This is a genomic window from Polaribacter glomeratus, assembly GCF_002954665.1.
Lineage (GTDB): Bacteria > Bacteroidota > Bacteroidia > Flavobacteriales > Flavobacteriaceae > Polaribacter > Polaribacter glomeratus.
This window is the reverse complement of the sequence record NZ_MSCM01000001.1, coordinates 1,266,180-1,283,984: the sequence shown is the minus strand read 5'-3', so window position 1 is coordinate 1,283,984 and position 17,805 is coordinate 1,266,180. Positions and strand designations below refer to the sequence as shown.

Genomic DNA, 17,805 nt, shown 5'->3' with positions numbered 1-17,805 from the left:
AGCAAAAACTAGCAAAGGTATTTTGTGTAAACTACTATTATTTTGTGACTTTTTTTAAAGTAAAAAAGCTTTGTAAATCAATTAAGAAAAGCATAGCTAGCTATGTTAAAGTTTTTAAGTTGATAAACTCACAAAATTATTTTCGTTTCAAAAAATCAGCATACGAATTTTGAGTAATCGCTTTTCCTAAAGAATCTAGTTTTTTTGTGTTTTTACCCGTTTCTAAAAGTGCTTTTTTACTTGTATAATCATATAAAAAAAGTCCATCTTTAGTAAGTGTGCCAAAGCCTTTATTAAAGGTATAGTGTGCAAATTGCTCTGGCGAATTATTAAAAATATGTTTACTAAAAACAAAATCGGTATTGTCTGCTTTTAATAAATCGAGCAATGTGTAAGGGAAATCAACTTGACTACTAACAGTATTAATTTCTTTGATGTTTTTATTTATGGCGCCGCCCAACCATAACATAGGAATTTTAAATTTTTTAGGAGAAAAATAAAGTCCTTGATGCTTTGGAGAACTATGACCATGATCTGCCATAATTACAATTAAGGTGTTTTTATACCAATCTTGTTGTTTGGCAAACGCAATAAAATCGCCAATTACTTGGTCTGTATAATGATGTGCACTTCTAAATTTATTGTCTTGTGTATCGTTGCCAAATACATATTCGCCTTTTATTTCATAGGGTTCGTGGCTTGTTAAAGTAAGTGCTATTTTAAAAAAAGGTTCATTTTGTTTTGCTGATAAATCTTTTGCAAAACGTTTCATAAAAACATCGTCATACGCACCCCATTTTGAGTTCCAGTCTTTTTTATCAAACTCACTTCCGTCTACAATATCTGTAATCCCTGCATTTCGAATATACGTATTCATGTTTCCGAAATTTAAATCTCCACCATAATAAAAGGAAGTTTTATAACCTAAATCTTCCATTTTTTTTGGCAACATTGGCAAACTCCTAGTTTTATTAGGCATGCGCATAATTCTTTTAAAAGGCAAAGGATAATAACCGCTTAAAATAGCAGGAATCCCTTTGTCTGTTCTGTCGCCATTACCGTAAAAGTTTGTAAATAAAATTCCTTCTTTAGAAAGTCTGTTTAAATTAGGTGTTACATTTGCTTCGCCACCCAAAGAACCTACAATTTTTGCAGGCAAACTTTCCCAAAGAATTAAAATCACGTTAGGTCTAGAAGTAGTTAAAACTGAATCTTTTATAGTAGCATACAAAAGTTTATCTCTAGTTTTATTTATGATATTAATGGCTGTTTCATCATCAAAAGATGTGTATGGATTTGTACCATCCGTTACGAAAGTAAGCGTGTTAAAAAAGTTCCAGATAAAATTGATAGCTGCATGATTTGCAAACATTTTATCAGAGAAATAAACGTTGCTTTGATTTACAGGTATTGTTTGAAAGCCGCCTCTAACCGGAATTATTAAAGCTGCTGTTATAAACAGAAAAATAGGAATTTCTAACCAACTCCCAAAATTGAGTCTTTCATTATTTTTCTGATGAATTTTGTTATAAAGTTTAACAAACAAATACGCAATTAACCACCAAGCTAAAACACCTAGAACAAACTGATATGTTGATGCCGAAGAAACCATTAGTAATGGTGTGTTTAAATAGGGTAGAAGTGATGTATCTAAACGAACACCCCAAGGTTGATACAAACCTGCGTCAATCATTAGCATTAAACTAATAAAAAATAGAATAGGAATTGTGTACCATTTTATAACTTTTACAATAATTTTTGGGTTGATGAAAGTTGAGAAAATCATCAGTAAAAAAGGAATAAAAGAAATATATGCAGTAAAAGAAATGTCTAATTGAATGCCATATAAAAATGTTTTTAAAATGGTGTAAAAATCTAGTTCTTTCGTTTTTTCAACATAATAAATAAGAAAAAATAAACGTGCAAAAACAAAGTAAACAATCCAAAATAGAAAGTAATACACATTAAATAAAAGTCTGTTTTTAAAGTTTTTCACGTAGTTAAAGTTCTAGTTTATATTTTTTAATCGTCTTAGAGGTCTAATCTGTTACTTTTAAACGTGCTTTTGCTGAAACAGAAATAGCTGCATACGTGTGGTCTAAATATTTTAAGTATCCAGTAACAGCAATCATTGCGGCATTGTCTGTAGTATATTCAAACTTTGGAACAAAGGTAGTCCAACCAAAATGTTTTTCTGCTAATTGTAAACGGTTTCTAATTTCTGAATTTGCAGAAACGCCACCCGCAATTGCAATTTGTTTAATTCCGGTTAGTTTAACTGCTTTTTTTAATTTGTCCATTAATATTTCTGCAATTGTATATTGAATAGAGGCACAAATATCATTTAAATTTTCTTCTATAAACTTAGGATTAATTCTCTGCTGTTTCTGAATAAAGTATAAAATTCCGGTTTTTAGTCCGCTAAAACTAAACTCTAAATCGCCTACTTTTGGTTTGGTAAATTGAAATGCTTTTTCGTTTCCTAATTGCGCATATTTATCAATTAATGGCCCGCCAGGATATGGTAAGCCTAAAATTTTTGCAGATTTATCAAAAGCTTCACCAACAGCGTCATCAATTGTTTCGCCTAAAATTTCCATTTTAAAATAATCAGAAACTTTCACAATTTGGGTGTGTCCGCCGCTAATAGTTAAACAAATAAAAGGAAAAGTTGGTTTTTTACTTTTTTCATCATCAATAAAATGCGCTAAAATGTGTGCTTGCATATGGTTTACATCAATTAACGGAATTTGTAAACCCAAAGCCAATGATTTTGCAAAAGAAGTACCTACTAATAAAGAACCCATTAAACCCGGTCCTTTTGTAAAAGCAATGGCAGATAATTGTTCTTTGGTTATATTTGCCTGTGAAAGTGCTTGTTGCACCACAGGCACAATGTTTTGCTGGTGCGCTCTTGAAGCTAATTCTGGCACAACTCCGCCATATTTTGAATGCACTTCTTGGTTGGCAACTACATTGCTTAGCACTTTTGCATCACAAATAACAGCAGCACTTGTATCATCACAAGAAGATTCGATTCCTAAAATATAAACTGGTTTATCCATCAAAAGAAAGTTAAATTCCTGCAAAATTAAGTATAATTTTAAAGATGCCTTATTTTTTTAAGAATAGTTATTAAATTCTTTGTTAAATTTGAACGTTCTTTGTAATAAATGGCAACATTTTTGGTTGTTATTCATAAAAGTTTACAATCACTTTAAAAAGGCAGATCATCAAAAAAGTAGGAAATAAAATAGTAAAAGGGTTAGGGTATTTTATGCTCCTTTTGCTGTTGATTAGTATGCTACTTTCTATACCAGCTATTCAAACAAAATTAGGTAGTTACGTTACAAATAAACTTAATAAAGACTTTGGTATCGATTTAAATATAGAAAGAGTCGATTTTTCTTTTTTGGGTAGTGTGCAATTAAATGGAGTTCAAATTAGAGATCATCATAAAGACACTTTAATTTTTGCAAAAAATGTAAGTACATCAATTTTAAATGCAAAAAGATTTTTAGACAAAGAGTTTAATTTTAAAAGCATTTCGTTGGACGGAGTAGATTTTATAATGAAAACTTATAAGGGCGAAGAAAACGATAACATGTCTATTTTTATTGCTTCTTTTGATGATGGCACTGCGGTAGATTCTTTAAATCCATTTATTTTAAGAACTGCTAATCTTTATGTAAATGATTTAAATTTTACGTTAATTAATGCAAATAAAAAAGATTCTATAAATTACGCTGTTAAAAATGCAGGTGGAAACTTACAAGAATTGGCTATTGTAGGATCAGATTTTTCTGCAAACATAAGAGGTTTGTATTTTGTTGATGAGTTTGGCTTAAAAATAACTAATTTAACTACAGATTTTTCCTATTCCAAAACTGCAATGCACTTCATAAACACAACGCTGCAAACTCAGAAAACAGATATAAAAGGCGATATTGACTTTACATACAAAAGAGAAGATTTATCAAATTTTAATGATAAAGTAAAGATTAAGGCAAAATTTAACGAAAGTAAAATTGCAATTCAAGACATAAAGAAGTTTTATAACGAATTAAACGGCACTGATGTTCTCGACTTTAAAGGCAATTTAGAGGGTACTATTAATAGTTTTGATTTAAATAAATTAAAACTCTCTTCTAAAGAAGGTATAAGAATTGAAGGAGATTTGTCATTTGTAAATGCTGTAAGTCAAGAAAGAGGTTTTGTTTTTGAAGGAAATTTAAAGACTTTATCAGCAACGTATCAAGATTTAAAAAACATTTTACCCAACGTTTTAGGGAATAATTTGCCTTCTGAATTTCATAAATTGGGAACCTTTAATTTAAAAGGATATATTAGGGTTACTCCAGATCAAATGCAGGCAGAGATTGATATTAAATCAGAAATAGGTTCTGCAATTTCAGACTTACAAATAACGAATATAGATAATATCGATTATGCGGTTTATGAGGGTGTAATTCAATTAAGTGATTTTAATATTGGTGCTTTTTTTAATGATCCATTATTTGGAACAGTATCCTTGAAAGGTAAGGTAAAAGGAAGCGGGTTTAAGTTAGATAATATAAATACCGCTTTTAATGGAAAAATTGCTAGAATAAAATTTAAAGGATATCCTTATAAAAATATTGTAGCGAATGGGCAATATCAAAACAATAAATTTGATGGTGATATTAGCATTGATGACGAAAATTTTAAAATGAATTTTAATGGATTGGCAGATTTATCATCTGAAGTAAGAAAGTTTGATTTTAAAACAAATATTACGTATTTAAATCTAAAAAAAACCAACTTATTTGTAAGAGATAGCATTGCAGAATTAAAAGGAAATATAGAACTAGATATTGAAGGGAATAATTTTGACGATATTATTGGACAAGCAATTTTTAAAGATGTTTTTTATACCAACCAAAAAAAACAATATCGATTCGAAGAGTTTAAAATTTCGTCCTCGGTAAAAGATAGTATTAAAAGAATTGATTTAGAATCTAAAGATATTGCCAATGGCTATTTAACGGGTAAATTTATTTTTTCTGAAGTTTCACAAGTTGCACAAAATGCATTAGGGAGCATTTACACCAATTATAAGCCCTATAAAGTTACACCAAATCAGTTTTTAGATTTTAATTTTACGGTATATAATCAAATTGTAAATGTGTTTTTTCCAGAAATTTTTATTGATGATAATACAAAGATAAAAGGAAAAATAGCGTCGGATAAAAACTTACTAAAACTTACACTATCGTCTTTAAGAATTGATGCTTATGGTAATGAGTTAAAAGATATTTTATTAAGAACAGATAATCAAAATCCTTTATACAACTCTCATATTACAGCATCCGAAGTAAATACTAAGTACTACAATATTTCAAAATTAAACTTATTAAATTTAACACAAAACGATACACTTTTTTTTAAGTCAGAATTTATTGGTGGAATTAATAAAAATGAGAATTTTAATTTAGATTTTTATTATACCATAAATAAGGAAACTAAATCTATAGTTGGTTTTGAAAAATCGACCTTTGTTTTTAAAAATACTGCTTGGGACATTAACCCGAATGAAAAAAATACAGATAAAATTACCTTCGATTTAAAAAATGATGAGTTTAACTTTAGTCAATTTGAATTTGTTTCTGGAGAACAAAAAATTGAGTTTAGTGGTGATTTAAAAGGAACTTCAGAAAAAAGACTTCAAGCGGATTTTACCAAAGTTAAATTACAGAGTTTTTTGCCAGACATAGATAGTTTAGCATTGCGAGGTAGAGTTTCTGGTAACTTAGATTTTGTGCAAAAAGGAAATGATTATAGCCCTCAAGCAGTGCTAATAATAAATGATTTTCAAGTTAATAAATTTAAACAAGGAGATTTAGCAATTAATATTAAAGGAGATAATTCTTATGAAAAATATACTGTAGATTTATCAATAGACAACGAAAAAGTAAAAAGTATTGCAGCCATTGGTTCTGTAGATTTTTCTAACTCAAGACCTATTATAGATTTAGAAGTCTTTTTAGAAGATTATGTTTTAGACGCATTTAGCCCGTTGGGACAAGATGTAATATCGGCTCTACGAGGCAGTGTATCTGGTAATTTTAACCTAAGAGGTTTTCTAGGGAACCCTGATATGGACGGAACCTTATATCTTAAAAAAGCAGGTTTAGGATTCCCGTATTTAAATGTAGATTATGATTTTGAAGGTGAATCTACTATTTCATTATTGCAACAATCATTTATTTTAGAAGACATTAAAATATTAGATACAAAATACAAAACTAGAGGTAAATTGTTAGGTAGTATTTCTCATCAAAATTTTGATAAATGGTTTTTAGATTTAGAAATCAACACCAATAATTTATTAGTTTTAGACACAAAAAATACAGACGAGGCTGTTTATTACGGTACTGCTTTTATGGATGGAAGTGCAAATATTTCTGGTTTAACAGATCAATTAACAATAGATATTAATGCAAAAACAAAAGCAGGTACTAAATTTGTTGTGCCGTTAAAAGATATAGAAACAGTAGATAATTTTAAGTTAATTCATTTTAAATCTGATGAAATAAGGGTTGAGGATAGGCAAAGAAGATTAGCGCAGGAAGCTATTAAGGGCTTGTCTTTAAATATTGACGTAGAAGTAACAAAAGATGCCGAAGCGCAGGTAGTTATAGATGAAGTTAATGGCAGCCAATTAACAGGTCGCGGGGCAGGAAACCTTCAAATAAGAATTAACACAAGAGGTAAATTTAATATGTTTGGAGATTATACTATTGATAATGGTGTGTATGATTTTAAATATGGAGGCTTTATTAGTAAACCATTTTTAATACAAAAAGGAGGAACTGTATCTTGGAGTGGAAATCCTTACGAAGCAAATTTAGATGTAATTGCTATTTACAAAGCAAAAGCAAACCCTGCGGTTTTATTAGAAAACTTTAATTCTAACAGAAAAGAGCAAATCGATTTAGTAACCAGAATTACAGGAGGTTTATTTAATTCTAAACAGGAGTTAGATATTCAATTAACCAATGTAGACCCAACAATAGCAAGTGAGTTAGAGTTTATTTTAAACGATAACAACATAAATGAAAAGACAACACAATTTATTTCTCTGTTAGCATTCGGAACTTTTAGAAACCCAGATAAAGTAAGTTTTGATGTAAACAATACGCTTACAAGTACTGCTTCTAGTGCTATTTCATCAGCTTTTTCTAGTCTATTAAATAGCCCAGAAAGTAAGTTTCAATTAGGTTTTGATTATCAGCAAGGTGAAAGAGGAAACGATATAGACCGATTAAATATTGATAACCAAGTAGATTTATCTGTTAGTACACAGGTAAGTGACCGTGTAATTATTAATGGTAAAGTTGGTGTTCCTGTTGGCACACAAACGCAAGCGAGTGTTATTGGAGAAGTAAAAGTTGAAGTTTTATTAAATAAACAAGGTAATTTTAGAGGCACTATTTTTAACCGCCAAAATGAAATACAATATTCTACAGAAGAAGAAGGGTACACGCAAGGTGTAGGTTTGTCTTATCAAGTAAACTTCAATAAATTATCAGACTTATTTAAAAAAGCACTTTTTAAAAGTAAGGCGATAAATAAAAATAAAGAAGCGATTAAAAATGACACTTTAAAAGTCAAAAAAAATGAGCTAATTAATTTTGAAGGAAATTAATTTTAAAGAATTTTAAAGTTTATTGATTATTAAACGATTGAGGTAAAAAGCGATACTGTTTTCAAGTAAATAACTCAATTTTCCTTTTAAAATAAGGCTTTAAGACTAAAACGATTTCGTAATTTTTTTATTTTAAATCATTAAAAAGCAGTAATTTTGTTTAAAGAAGTATGGAAAAAATCAAGAAAATAGGAGTAATGACTTCTGGAGGCGATTCTCCAGGAATGAACGCTGCAATAAGAGCAGTGGTAAGAACTTGTGCCTATTATGAAATAGAATGTGCAGGTATTTACCGCGGTTATGAAGGCATGATAGAAGGTGATTTTATTGAACTAAATGCGCGTAGTGTTAAAGGAATTATCAATAAAGGAGGTACTTTTTTAAAGTCTGCAAGATCAAAAGGTTTTAGAACTGCAGAAGGAAGACAAGAAGCTTACAATCAATTAAAAAAGGCAAATATAGATGCTTTGGTAGTTATTGGTGGTGATGGTAGTTTTACTGGTGCTTTGGTCTTTAATCAAGAATTTGGTTTCCCTGTTATGGGAATTCCAGGAACGATAGATAATGATATTGCAGGAACATCGCACACTTTAGGCTATGATACTGCTTTAAATAATGCAGTAGAAGTTATTGATAAAATTAGAGATACAGCATCTTCTCACAATAGATTATTTTTTATTGAAGTAATGGGTAGAGATGTTGGTCATATTGCTTTAAATGTTGGTGTTGGAGCAGGAGCAGAAGAAATTCTAATTCCTGAAGAAGATTTAGGGTTAGAGCGATTGTTAGAATCATTAAAGAAAAGTAAAGAATCTGGTAAATCTTCTAGTATTGTAATTGTTGCAGAAGGCGATAAAACAGGTAAAAATGTTTTTGAATTAAAAGACTATGTAAATGAGCATTTACCAGAATATGATGTTCGAGTTTCTGTTCTTGGTCATATGCAAAGAGGTGGTTCGCCATCTTGTTTTGATAGGGTTCTTGCAAGTAGAATGGGTGTAAAAGCTGTAGAAAGTTTATTAAACGGTAAATCTAATTTAATGGTAGGTTTAATGAATGATAAAATTACGGTAACTCCGTTAGAAAAAGCAATAAAAGGACAATCAAAAATAAATAAAGAGTTAATTAGAGTTGCAGACATAATGTCTACATAAAAAAATTAAAATTAAATACAATGATAAAAATAGGAATAAACGGTTTTGGTAGAATTGGAAGATTAGCATTTAGATCTACAGTAAATAGAAAAAACGTACAAGTAGTAGCAATCAATGATTTATTAGACGTAGATTATTTAGCGTATATGTTAAAGTACGATTCAGTTCACGGAGCATTTGACGGAACTGTAGAAGTAAAAGACGGCAAATTAATTGTAAATGGAAATACAATTAGAATTACAGCAGAAAGAGACCCAGCTAATTTAAAGTGGGATGAAGTTGGAGCAGATTATGTGATTGAATCTACTGGATTTTTCTTAACAGAAGAAACTGCTGGAAAACATTTATTAGCTGGTGCTAAAAAAGTAGTTTTATCTGCACCTTCTAAAGACGATACACCAATGTTTGTAATGGGTGTAAACAATACAGAATTAAAAGCAGACCAAAAGATTTTTTCTAATGCATCTTGTACAACAAACTGTTTAGCGCCAATTACAAAAGTACTGAATGATAATTTTGGTATTGTTGAAGGTTTAATGACTACTGTTCATGCTGCAACTGCAACTCAAAAAACGGTTGATGGTCCTTCTATGAAAGACTGGAGAGGTGGTCGTTCTGCAATTCATAATGTTATTCCTTCTTCTACCGGAGCTGCAAAAGCTGTAGGAAAAGTAATACCTGCAATGAATGGTAAATTAACGGGTATGGCTTTTAGAGTTCCTACAATGGATGTTTCTGTAGTAGATTTAACAGTTAGATTAGAAAAGCCAGCAACATATGCACAAATTTGTGCAGCAATGAAAGCAGCATCAGAAAGCGGACCGATGAAAGGTGTTTTAGGATATACTGAAGATTTAGTAGTTTCTCAAGATTTTGTTGGTGATACTCGTACTTCTATCTTTGATGCTAATGCAGGTATTGCATTAAACGATAACTTTGTAAAAGTTGTTTCTTGGTATGATAATGAAATGGGATACTCAACAAAAATTGTTGATTTAATTGAATATGCTGCTACTTTATAGTAAAAGTATATTCCATATAAAATTAAAAACCTGATAGAATTATTTTCTATCAGGTTTTTTATTTTAAAAGAGACATAAGAAAATAGAGCTTAAAAAAAATAAGAAAAAAAAAGTATTAGATTTTTTTATTATTGCACAATTTTTTATTTTTTGCTTACTGCTTACTGCTTACTGCTTACTGCTTACTGCTTACTGCTTACTGCTTACTGCTTATTTCACAGCAATCATACTAATTTCTACATTCACAAATTTTGGAAGATTTGCTACTTCTACAGTTTCTCTTGCGGGTGCAGTTTCTTCATTAAAATAGCTACCATATACTTTATTAATTTCTGCAAACTGATTCATATCAGAAATAAAAATGGATGTTTTTATAACGTTTTCGAAAGTCATTTCAGCAGCAGCTAAAACCTCTTTCATATTATTCATTACTTGCGTAGTTTCTGCTTGTATAGTATCTAAAACAAGCGAACCAGTTTCTGGGTTTATTGCAATTTGGCCAGAAGTGTATAAAGTATTTCCGCTTAAAATTGCTTGATTATAAGGTCCGATTGGAGCAGGTGCTTTTGTGGTTGTGATTATTTTTTTCATTATATTTATGTTTCAAAGGTTTAAATGTTCAAAGGTTCAAAGTTGAGATTTTGTTTAAATCTGTCGCTTTGAGTGATTTCAATTTTTTGTCGAAGTTTTATCTAGAAGTTAATTAAAGCTCAAATGACAAATTTATTTAATTTTGATAAATGGAAGTTATAAAGTTCATGAATTATTATTATCACTAACAGCTAACAATTAAAAAAGCCTTCTATCTGGTGGTTTGTTTTTATCCCATTTTAAATCTGATAAAGTAGAGGATTTTACACCAATAAAGAAAGTATAAGAAGAAATCGAACCGAAAGGAACCCAATTAAAATTGAATTGCCAGCTATCTAAATCTCTAGAAAAGTTAAACCGTGAAAAGGAGAACGCTCCATTTTTAACATCATAACCAGAAGAATACCCAACTTTCCATTTTGGAGATAATTCTAAATTACCACTAAAACCTAATGTATGCACGCCAACACTTCCTGGCAAAACGCCGTTATTACTATAATTTGCAGAATACACTAAATTTAAAGTCCAAGGAATTTTTGATTGATACAATTCGGTTTTTGTAGTTTTATTTTTATCGTTATTTTCTCTTCTTCCTTGATTGTTAGTAGGATCAATATTGGCTCCCATAGTATCAACAGGATTATTAGCACCATTTCCGTTTTTATTATCATTCTGATTATCCTTTTTACTTTTATCAAAATCTGCACTTGAAATAGAATAGTTTGCCGTTAGATTTGCGTTTTGTAGTCTAAAAATATTAGGATTAAATTTATTAATATTTCTACCTTGATCATTTACTTGATATGGATCTAAAGAACCATTAAAGTTTAAGGCTAGTTTATCTTTAAATAAACGTGTTCCTGCAGAAAAGCTAACAGAAGACCAGCGCAAACTATCTGCCGCTATGTTGTATGATGAGCTAAAATTTAAGTTATTTAAAAGTGTAATTTTTTCATCCTCTTCATCACTATCAGGATCTTTAGGCGCCATTTTTGCTTCTAAAACATTGTTTAACGAAATACCAATAGAATTGCTTAATCCAGACGATGGCCCGCCATATATTCCTTGATCAAAAACGGTATATTGTTGCAAATCTGTTGCGAGTGCACTTTGTTGTACTTCTTGAATGTATTTGTCTTTAAAATCTGGTCTATAAGAATAAGAGACCGTTGGTCTAAAAGTATGTCTTATGGCTTTTAATCTTCCTTTTTTAAAGTTGAACGTTCCGTAAATATTGGTAGATAAACCTACACCCATATTATATTCTCTATAGGTTTTAAAGCCTCTTAACGTGTCTGTAACAACAACGTTATCTGTAATATCGTATTCTTTATTAATGTAATCAAACTGCCAAGTTTCTTCATAATTTGCACTAGGCGATAACGTAAAATACTTAAATGCTTTAATATTTGTATTTGTACCCGTTTTGTGCTGAACACCAGATCTTGCTGTTTCAAACATTTTACTTGTAAAAAAATCAGCATCTGTGGTATTAATTAGATATTGACCAAGCATGTTGTAGTTAAATCCTAATTTCTGTATTGGGTTATTTTTAACGCCTCCTTTACCCGCAAAAGGATAAATTCTATCCATATTTAAGGTTAAAGAAGGCAGCGTCATCGAAATAGTTTCTGTATTTGTATTTTGTTGATGAGATGCAGTTACTGCCATGTTAAACGGAGTGTCCACAAAAGTTTTACTGTAATTTACGGATGAGTTAAGGGTATTGTTTTGTGTTTGAGAAACATTAAATTGATTTAAAGATTCTCTAAAAAAACGACTACTTCCTAAGTTTACAGAAGCGGTAAATCTTGAATTTGGACTTGCTTTTGCGTCTTGGTTGTGAGACCATCTAACATTAAAATTATTGGCTTTGCTATAATCATCAAAACCTCTAATTCCGTTTATGATATTTTCAAAATTAAAACTAAAGAGGCCACTAAATCTGTATCGTTTTCTATAGTTTGATGAAATTCGTGTTCCCCAACTTCCGTTGGAATACACATCACCTAAAACGGTTAAATCTGCATAGTCGCTCATAGCAAAATAATATCCGCCATTTTGAAAACCAATTCCTCTATTACTACTTCCTGTATCAAAAGCCGGAATTAAGAACCCAGAGACACTTGTTTCTGTCATCGGGAAATAGGCAAAAGGTAAAAATAAGGGTGTTGGCACATCAGCAATAACCAAATTACTTACGCCTACGATAATTTTTTTTCCAGGAACTAATTTTGCTTTATCCGTAGAAATATAATAATCAGGTATTTTTTTATCCGAAGTTGTAAATCTTATTTTTCTGATGTATACCGTAGAATCATTTACACGTTTTGTTTTTTCGCCATAAGTAAACATTTCGCCTTGTTTGGTTTTTAAGCCATATATTAAGGCGCGTTTACTTTTAAAATTATAAAGCATAGAATCTTGTTCTGATTCTTGATTACCTTGTTTAAAAACAGGTTTTTGAACGTATCCTGTGCTGTCTTTTATTCCTTTAGCAAAAAGCGAGTTTTTTTTGTAATCGATAACTATAATTCCTGCTTTTAAATCAATATCTGTATAGGTTATATTAGCTTCATTATAGAGCGTTACTGTTTTATCTTTAGCGTTTTGTATTGTATAATCTTTGGCTATGTGAATTATAACATCTTCTAGAGTTTCTCTAGGTTTTAAAGAATCAACAGAAATTGTATCTTTAGTTTTTAAGAGCAAACTATCACTTTTAATATTTAATAAAGAATCTTTTTTAGTAGATAGTATTGTATCCTTTTTTACAAAAGGAATTTCTACTTTTTTAGTAGACTTAATATCTTGCGCAACACTTGTCTTTATAAAAAAGAGGCAGCAAAATAAAAGAATGAATGATAGGTTTGTTTGCAACGCTTTAAATACTATTTTTGTATGAAAGTAAAAGTATGGCTCAATAATTGGAACACCAAATTAATGTTGCCAAAATTAGTTAAATTTTATCGATGAATTTTCTACAAATCCACAAATTTATTATCAAATTGAAAAAGCTGTTTTATATATTAATTTTTAGTACAATTTTAGGTGCACCATCAACGGTAGTTTTTGCGCAAAAAAGCTATACAGTTGTATTAGATGCAGGCCATGGCGGTAAAGACCCTGGAAATTTAGGAAACGGGTTTAAGGAAAAAGATATTGCATTAAAAGTAGTGCAAATTGTTGGTAAAAACTTAGAAAAGCATAGCGACATTAACGTTATTTATACCAGAAATGAAGATATTTTTATAGATCTTTGGAAAAGAGGCGATATTGCTAACACGGCAAAAGCAGATTTATTTGTGTCAATTCATTGCGATTCTCATACCTCTAATGCGTATGGTGCAGGAACTTTTGTTTTAGGTTTAAGAGGAAATAAAAAAAACTTAGAAATTGCTAAAAGAGAGAACGCTGTTATTCTTCTAGAAGACAACTACAGAGAAAAATATGTAGGTTTTGATCCAAATTCAGCCGAATCTGTGATTGGTTTATCTCTTTTGCAAGAAGAAAATTTAGATAAGAGTTTAGAAATAGCTAGTATTATTCAAAATAACTTTACAAATGATCTAAAAAGATTAGATAGAAAAGTAAAACAAGATAATTTTCAAGTTTTAAGAGAAACTATAATGCCTAGTGTTTTAATTGAGTTAGGTTTTTTAACCAATAGAAATGAAGGTGCTTTTTTAGATTCTTATTCAGGGCAGCATCAAATGGGTAGTTCAATTGCAGCAGCCATAGAAAGTTTTATTGATCATTTAAAGTTAAATACAGTAAAAGCATCAAACGGAACAAGAACAATTTCTAAAGAAGTAAAAGCTACTATTGAAAACAATGTTGGTATTGAATATAAAGTTCAAATTGCATCTGGTAAAAGTTTAATTTCTACAGAAGCGTATAATTTTAAAGGATTAAGAGATGTTCAAAGAATTGAAGTTGGGCGTTTTTACAAGTATTATTATGGTATTAGCACTAAATATAGAGACGTTTTAGAATCGTTAAAAGAAGCAAAACAAAAAGGATATACGTCGGCTTTTATCGTGGCATTTAAAAATGGAGAAAAAATATCGGTAACAGAAGCTAATAAAATGGACTAGTTTTGGTAGCTTCAACCAAAAATTATCAGTAATTTTGTTATTAAATTTTTATTCATGAGTAAAGAATTAAAAACAGGTATTGTACTAATAGTAATTATAGTCGCATTTATTTGGGGTTTTAATTTTCTTAAAGGGCAAAATTTATTTCAGCCAAATAGTAGATTTTATCAAGTAGAATACCCAAACATAGCAGGTTTAACAAAAGCGAGTTTGGTTACTATAAACGGATTAAAAGTAGGTAAAGTTGATGATATCGATTTTAATGAAAGTCCAGAAAAAATGGGTCAATTAATAGTTAAATTCTCTATGAATAACGACTTTAAATTCTCTAAAAATAGCGTTGTTAAAATTTATTCACCAAACCCATTATCTGGCTCAAATTTAGCCATAATACCAAGTTATGAAGGTGCAAATGCAGTTTCTGGAGATTTTTTAAAAGGAGAAATAGAGTCTAGTTTATTTACATCAATTGGTGAGCGATTAGATCCTATACAAGCTAAACTAGAAAGAGTACTAGTTGGTGCAGATACCCTTTTTCAAAGGGTAAACCATGTTTTAGACCAAAAAACTTCTGAGAGTCTTAGAAGATCTGTTCATGAATTAGAACTTACAATGGTAGATTTTAGAACAACTTTAGGTTCTGTAAATTCTTTGATGGATGGAAGTGCTAAAGATTTTAAAGAATCTATAAAGAATACAAAAAAAATTACTGCAAATTTATCTAAAGTAACAGATACCATAGCGAACTCTAATATTGGCGAGATTATGAGAAAAGCAGAAATTACCTTATCTTCTGTTAATTCTTTATTAGAAGGAATGGATCAAGGTAAAGGAACTTTTGGTAAATTGGTTAATGATGAAACTTTATATAATAATCTAGCAACGATGTCTAAAGAGCTCGAGGAATTATTGCAAGAAATGAAGTTAAACCCTAAAAGGTTTGTACACTTTTCTTTATTTGGTAAACGCGCAAAACCATTTAATGAAGAAAATAATAAGGTTAACAAAACAACACAATAACACATATAATAAATTATGCAATACGTACCAAATCTAATTTTTGCACTGGCATTAATTGCTGGGATTGGTTTTTTTGTGATGAATATTCGCAAAATATCTAGAAATATCAACTTAGGAAAAGATGTAAACAGAACAGATAAAAAGCCTGAACGTTTAAAAAATATGATGAAGATTGCGCTTGGGCAATCTAAAATGGTAAGAAGACCGCTTTCTGGTTTTTTACACATTATTGTATATGTTGGTTTCGTTATTATAAACATCGAAGTTTTAGAAATAATTATTGACGGTTTACTTGGAACTCATAGAATTTTTCTGGACTTTTTGGGCTTAGGTATCTATGGTTTTTTAATTGGTACTTTCGAAATTTTAGCAGCATTAGTTTTTGCTGCTGTTATTATCTTTTGGTTGCGAAGAAATGTGTCAAATATAAAACGTTTTTTAAGTAAAGAAATGAAAGGTTGGCCTAAAAATGATGGTAATATTATCCTTTATTTCGAAATGGTTTTAATGACCTTATTTTTAGTTATGAACGCAACAGATCCTGCTTTTCAAGAAGCTGGGTCTGGTAATATAATTAGTCAGTTTATTGCACCTTTATTTGATGGGTTTTCGCCAGAAGCAGTTCATACAATTGAAAGAACAAGCTGGTGGATTCATATTTTAGGAATTTTAGTTTTCTTAAACTATTTATATTATTCAAAGCATTTGCACATTTTACTTGCTTTCCCAAATACATACTTCGCAAATTTAAATCCGAAAGGTCAATTTACAAATTTAGAATCGGTTACGAACGAAGTTAAATTAATGATGGATCCAGATGCAGATCCTTATGCATCTCCAGAAGAAGGAGCAGAAGAAACTGTACCAGAAAAATTTGGTGCTTCGGATGTTGCAGATCTTAGTTGGGTACAATTATTAAATGCATATACCTGTACAGAATGTGGTAGATGTACATCCGCTTGTCCTGCAAATTTAACAGGTAAAGAATTATCGCCAAGAAAAATAATGATGGATACTCGTGATCGATTAGAAGAAGTTGGTAGAAATATAGACGCTAACAAAGGTGTTTTTGTGGATGATGGAAAGCAATTACTAAACGATTATATTACGCCAGAAGAATTGTGGGCTTGTACAAGTTGCAACGCTTGTGTAGAAGAATGCCCTGTTAATATCGATCCATTATCAATAATTATGGATATGAGAAGGTATTTAGTGATGGAAGAAAGTGCTGCGCCTCAAGAATTAAATATGATGATGACAAACATCGAAAATAACGGTGCGCCTTGGCAATACAATCAACAGGATAGATTGAACTGGGCAAACGAAGAATAAAGTTTAGTTTTATTTATATAGTTGTCTTTAGCAGTAAAGCACACAGCTAAATATTTTAAATTAAACTGTTTTAAAATTAAAAAAACGAACAATAATTACACTAAATAATTATCAAAAATATGAACGTACCAACAATGGCAGATATGATGGCTCAAGGCAAGCAACCAGAAGTGTTGTTTTGGGTTGGGGCAGCAGGAAGTTATGACGATAGAGCAAAAAAAATATCTAGAGCTTTCGTTAAAATATTACATCAAGCAAATGTTGATTTTGCAGTTTTAGGAACCGAAGAATCATCTACAGGTGATGCCGCAAAAAGAGCAGGAAATGAGTTCTTGTTTCAAATGCAAGCCATGATGAATATTGAAGTTTTAAACGGTTATGAAGTTAAGAAAATTGTTACTTGCGATCCTCATTCTTTTAATACTTTAAAAAATGAATATCCTTCTTTAGGAGGAAAATATGAAGTATATCATCATACACAATTTATACAAAACTTAATTAAAGAAGGTCGTTTAACAATTAATGACACTACTTTAAAAGGTAAAAGAGTTACTTTTCATGATCCTTGTTACTTAGGTAGAGCAAATGAAGTATATGAATCTCCTAGAGATTTAATTAAAAGATTAGGTGTTAATTTAACAGAAATGAAACGCAATAAATCTACAGCTTTATGTTGTGGAGCAGGCGGCGCACAAATGTTTAAAGATGCAGAAAAAGGAGATAAAGAAATTAATATTTTAAGAACAGAAGATGCTTTAGAGACAAGTCCGCAAATTATAGCAACAGGTTGTCCTTATTGTAATACAATGATGACGGATGGTATCAAGTTTAAAGAAAAAGAAGCTGAAGTAGTTGTAAAAGATATCGCTGAATTAATTGCAGAAGCTAATAATTTATAAAAA

The 17,805-nt window shown here is 30.3% G+C and carries 11 protein-coding genes; 7 read left to right on the top strand and 4 right to left on the bottom strand.

What is annotated here, in order from left to right; all coding sequences use genetic code 11:
- Positions 1 to 136: 136 nt before the first annotated feature.
- Together BTO16_RS05450 and tsaD are read right to left on the bottom strand one after the other, a co-directional pair.
- Complete coding sequence (locus BTO16_RS05450; protein WP_211298201.1) at positions 137 to 1,996, bottom strand: LTA synthase family protein; 1,860 nt, start codon at positions 1,994 to 1,996, stop codon at positions 137 to 139.
- A 43-nt stretch (positions 1,997 to 2,039) separates the two neighbouring features.
- On the bottom strand, positions 2,040 to 3,065 hold the full coding sequence (gene tsaD, locus BTO16_RS05445; RefSeq protein WP_105020620.1) for a tRNA (adenosine(37)-N6)-threonylcarbamoyltransferase complex transferase subunit TsaD: 1,026 nt from the start codon (positions 3,063 to 3,065) through the stop codon (positions 2,040 to 2,042).
- 236 nt (positions 3,066 to 3,301) lie between these two features.
- Between tsaD and BTO16_RS05440 the strand changes: the two genes are divergently transcribed.
- The 3 genes from BTO16_RS05440 (at position 3,302) to gap (ending at position 9,863) form a co-directional block, all read left to right on the top strand.
- Positions 3,302 to 7,687, top strand: coding sequence for a translocation/assembly module TamB domain-containing protein (locus BTO16_RS05440; protein ID WP_245891986.1), 4,386 nt, complete (start codon positions 3,302 to 3,304; stop codon positions 7,685 to 7,687).
- 170 nt (positions 7,688 to 7,857) lie between these two features.
- The gene (gene pfkA / locus BTO16_RS05435; RefSeq protein WP_105020618.1) at positions 7,858 to 8,841 is read left to right on the top strand and encodes a 6-phosphofructokinase; all 984 of its coding nucleotides are present in this window, start codon (positions 7,858 to 7,860) and stop codon (positions 8,839 to 8,841) included.
- 20 nt (positions 8,842 to 8,861) lie between these two features.
- Entirely contained in the window at positions 8,862 to 9,863 is a 1,002-nt protein-coding gene (gap, locus tag BTO16_RS05430) for a type I glyceraldehyde-3-phosphate dehydrogenase (RefSeq protein WP_105020617.1), read from the top strand.
- 210 nt (positions 9,864 to 10,073) lie between these two features.
- Here gap and BTO16_RS05425 read toward each other — a convergent pair whose 3' ends face one another.
- Positions 10,074 to 10,454, bottom strand: coding sequence for a Rid family detoxifying hydrolase (locus tag BTO16_RS05425; protein WP_105020616.1), 381 nt, complete (start codon positions 10,452 to 10,454; stop codon positions 10,074 to 10,076).
- Positions 10,455 to 10,652: 198 nt separating this feature from the next.
- A complete protein-coding gene (locus tag BTO16_RS05420; RefSeq protein WP_211298200.1) occupies positions 10,653 to 13,334 on the bottom strand; it encodes a putative LPS assembly protein LptD in 2,682 nt (893 codons plus the stop codon).
- A gap of 128 nt (positions 13,335 to 13,462) precedes the next feature.
- Here BTO16_RS05420 and BTO16_RS05415 point away from each other — a divergent pair, with 128 nt between their 5' ends.
- The 4 genes from BTO16_RS05415 to BTO16_RS05400 all read left to right on the top strand — a co-directional run bounded on the left by BTO16_RS05415 (position 13,463) and on the right by BTO16_RS05400 (position 17,802).
- A complete protein-coding gene (locus BTO16_RS05415; RefSeq protein WP_317045789.1) occupies positions 13,463 to 14,551 on the top strand; it encodes an N-acetylmuramoyl-L-alanine amidase family protein in 1,089 nt (362 codons plus the stop codon).
- A 54-nt stretch (positions 14,552 to 14,605) separates the two neighbouring features.
- Complete coding sequence (locus BTO16_RS05410; RefSeq protein ID WP_105020614.1) at positions 14,606 to 15,571, top strand: MlaD family protein; 966 nt, start codon at positions 14,606 to 14,608, stop codon at positions 15,569 to 15,571.
- 15 nt (positions 15,572 to 15,586) lie between these two features.
- Entirely contained in the window at positions 15,587 to 16,903 is a 1,317-nt protein-coding gene (locus tag BTO16_RS05405; RefSeq protein WP_105020613.1) for a (Fe-S)-binding protein, read from the top strand.
- A gap of 119 nt (positions 16,904 to 17,022) precedes the next feature.
- On the top strand, positions 17,023 to 17,802 hold the full coding sequence (locus BTO16_RS05400; RefSeq protein WP_105020612.1) for a (Fe-S)-binding protein: 780 nt from the start codon (positions 17,023 to 17,025) through the stop codon (positions 17,800 to 17,802).
- Positions 17,803 to 17,805 lie beyond the last annotated feature (3 nt).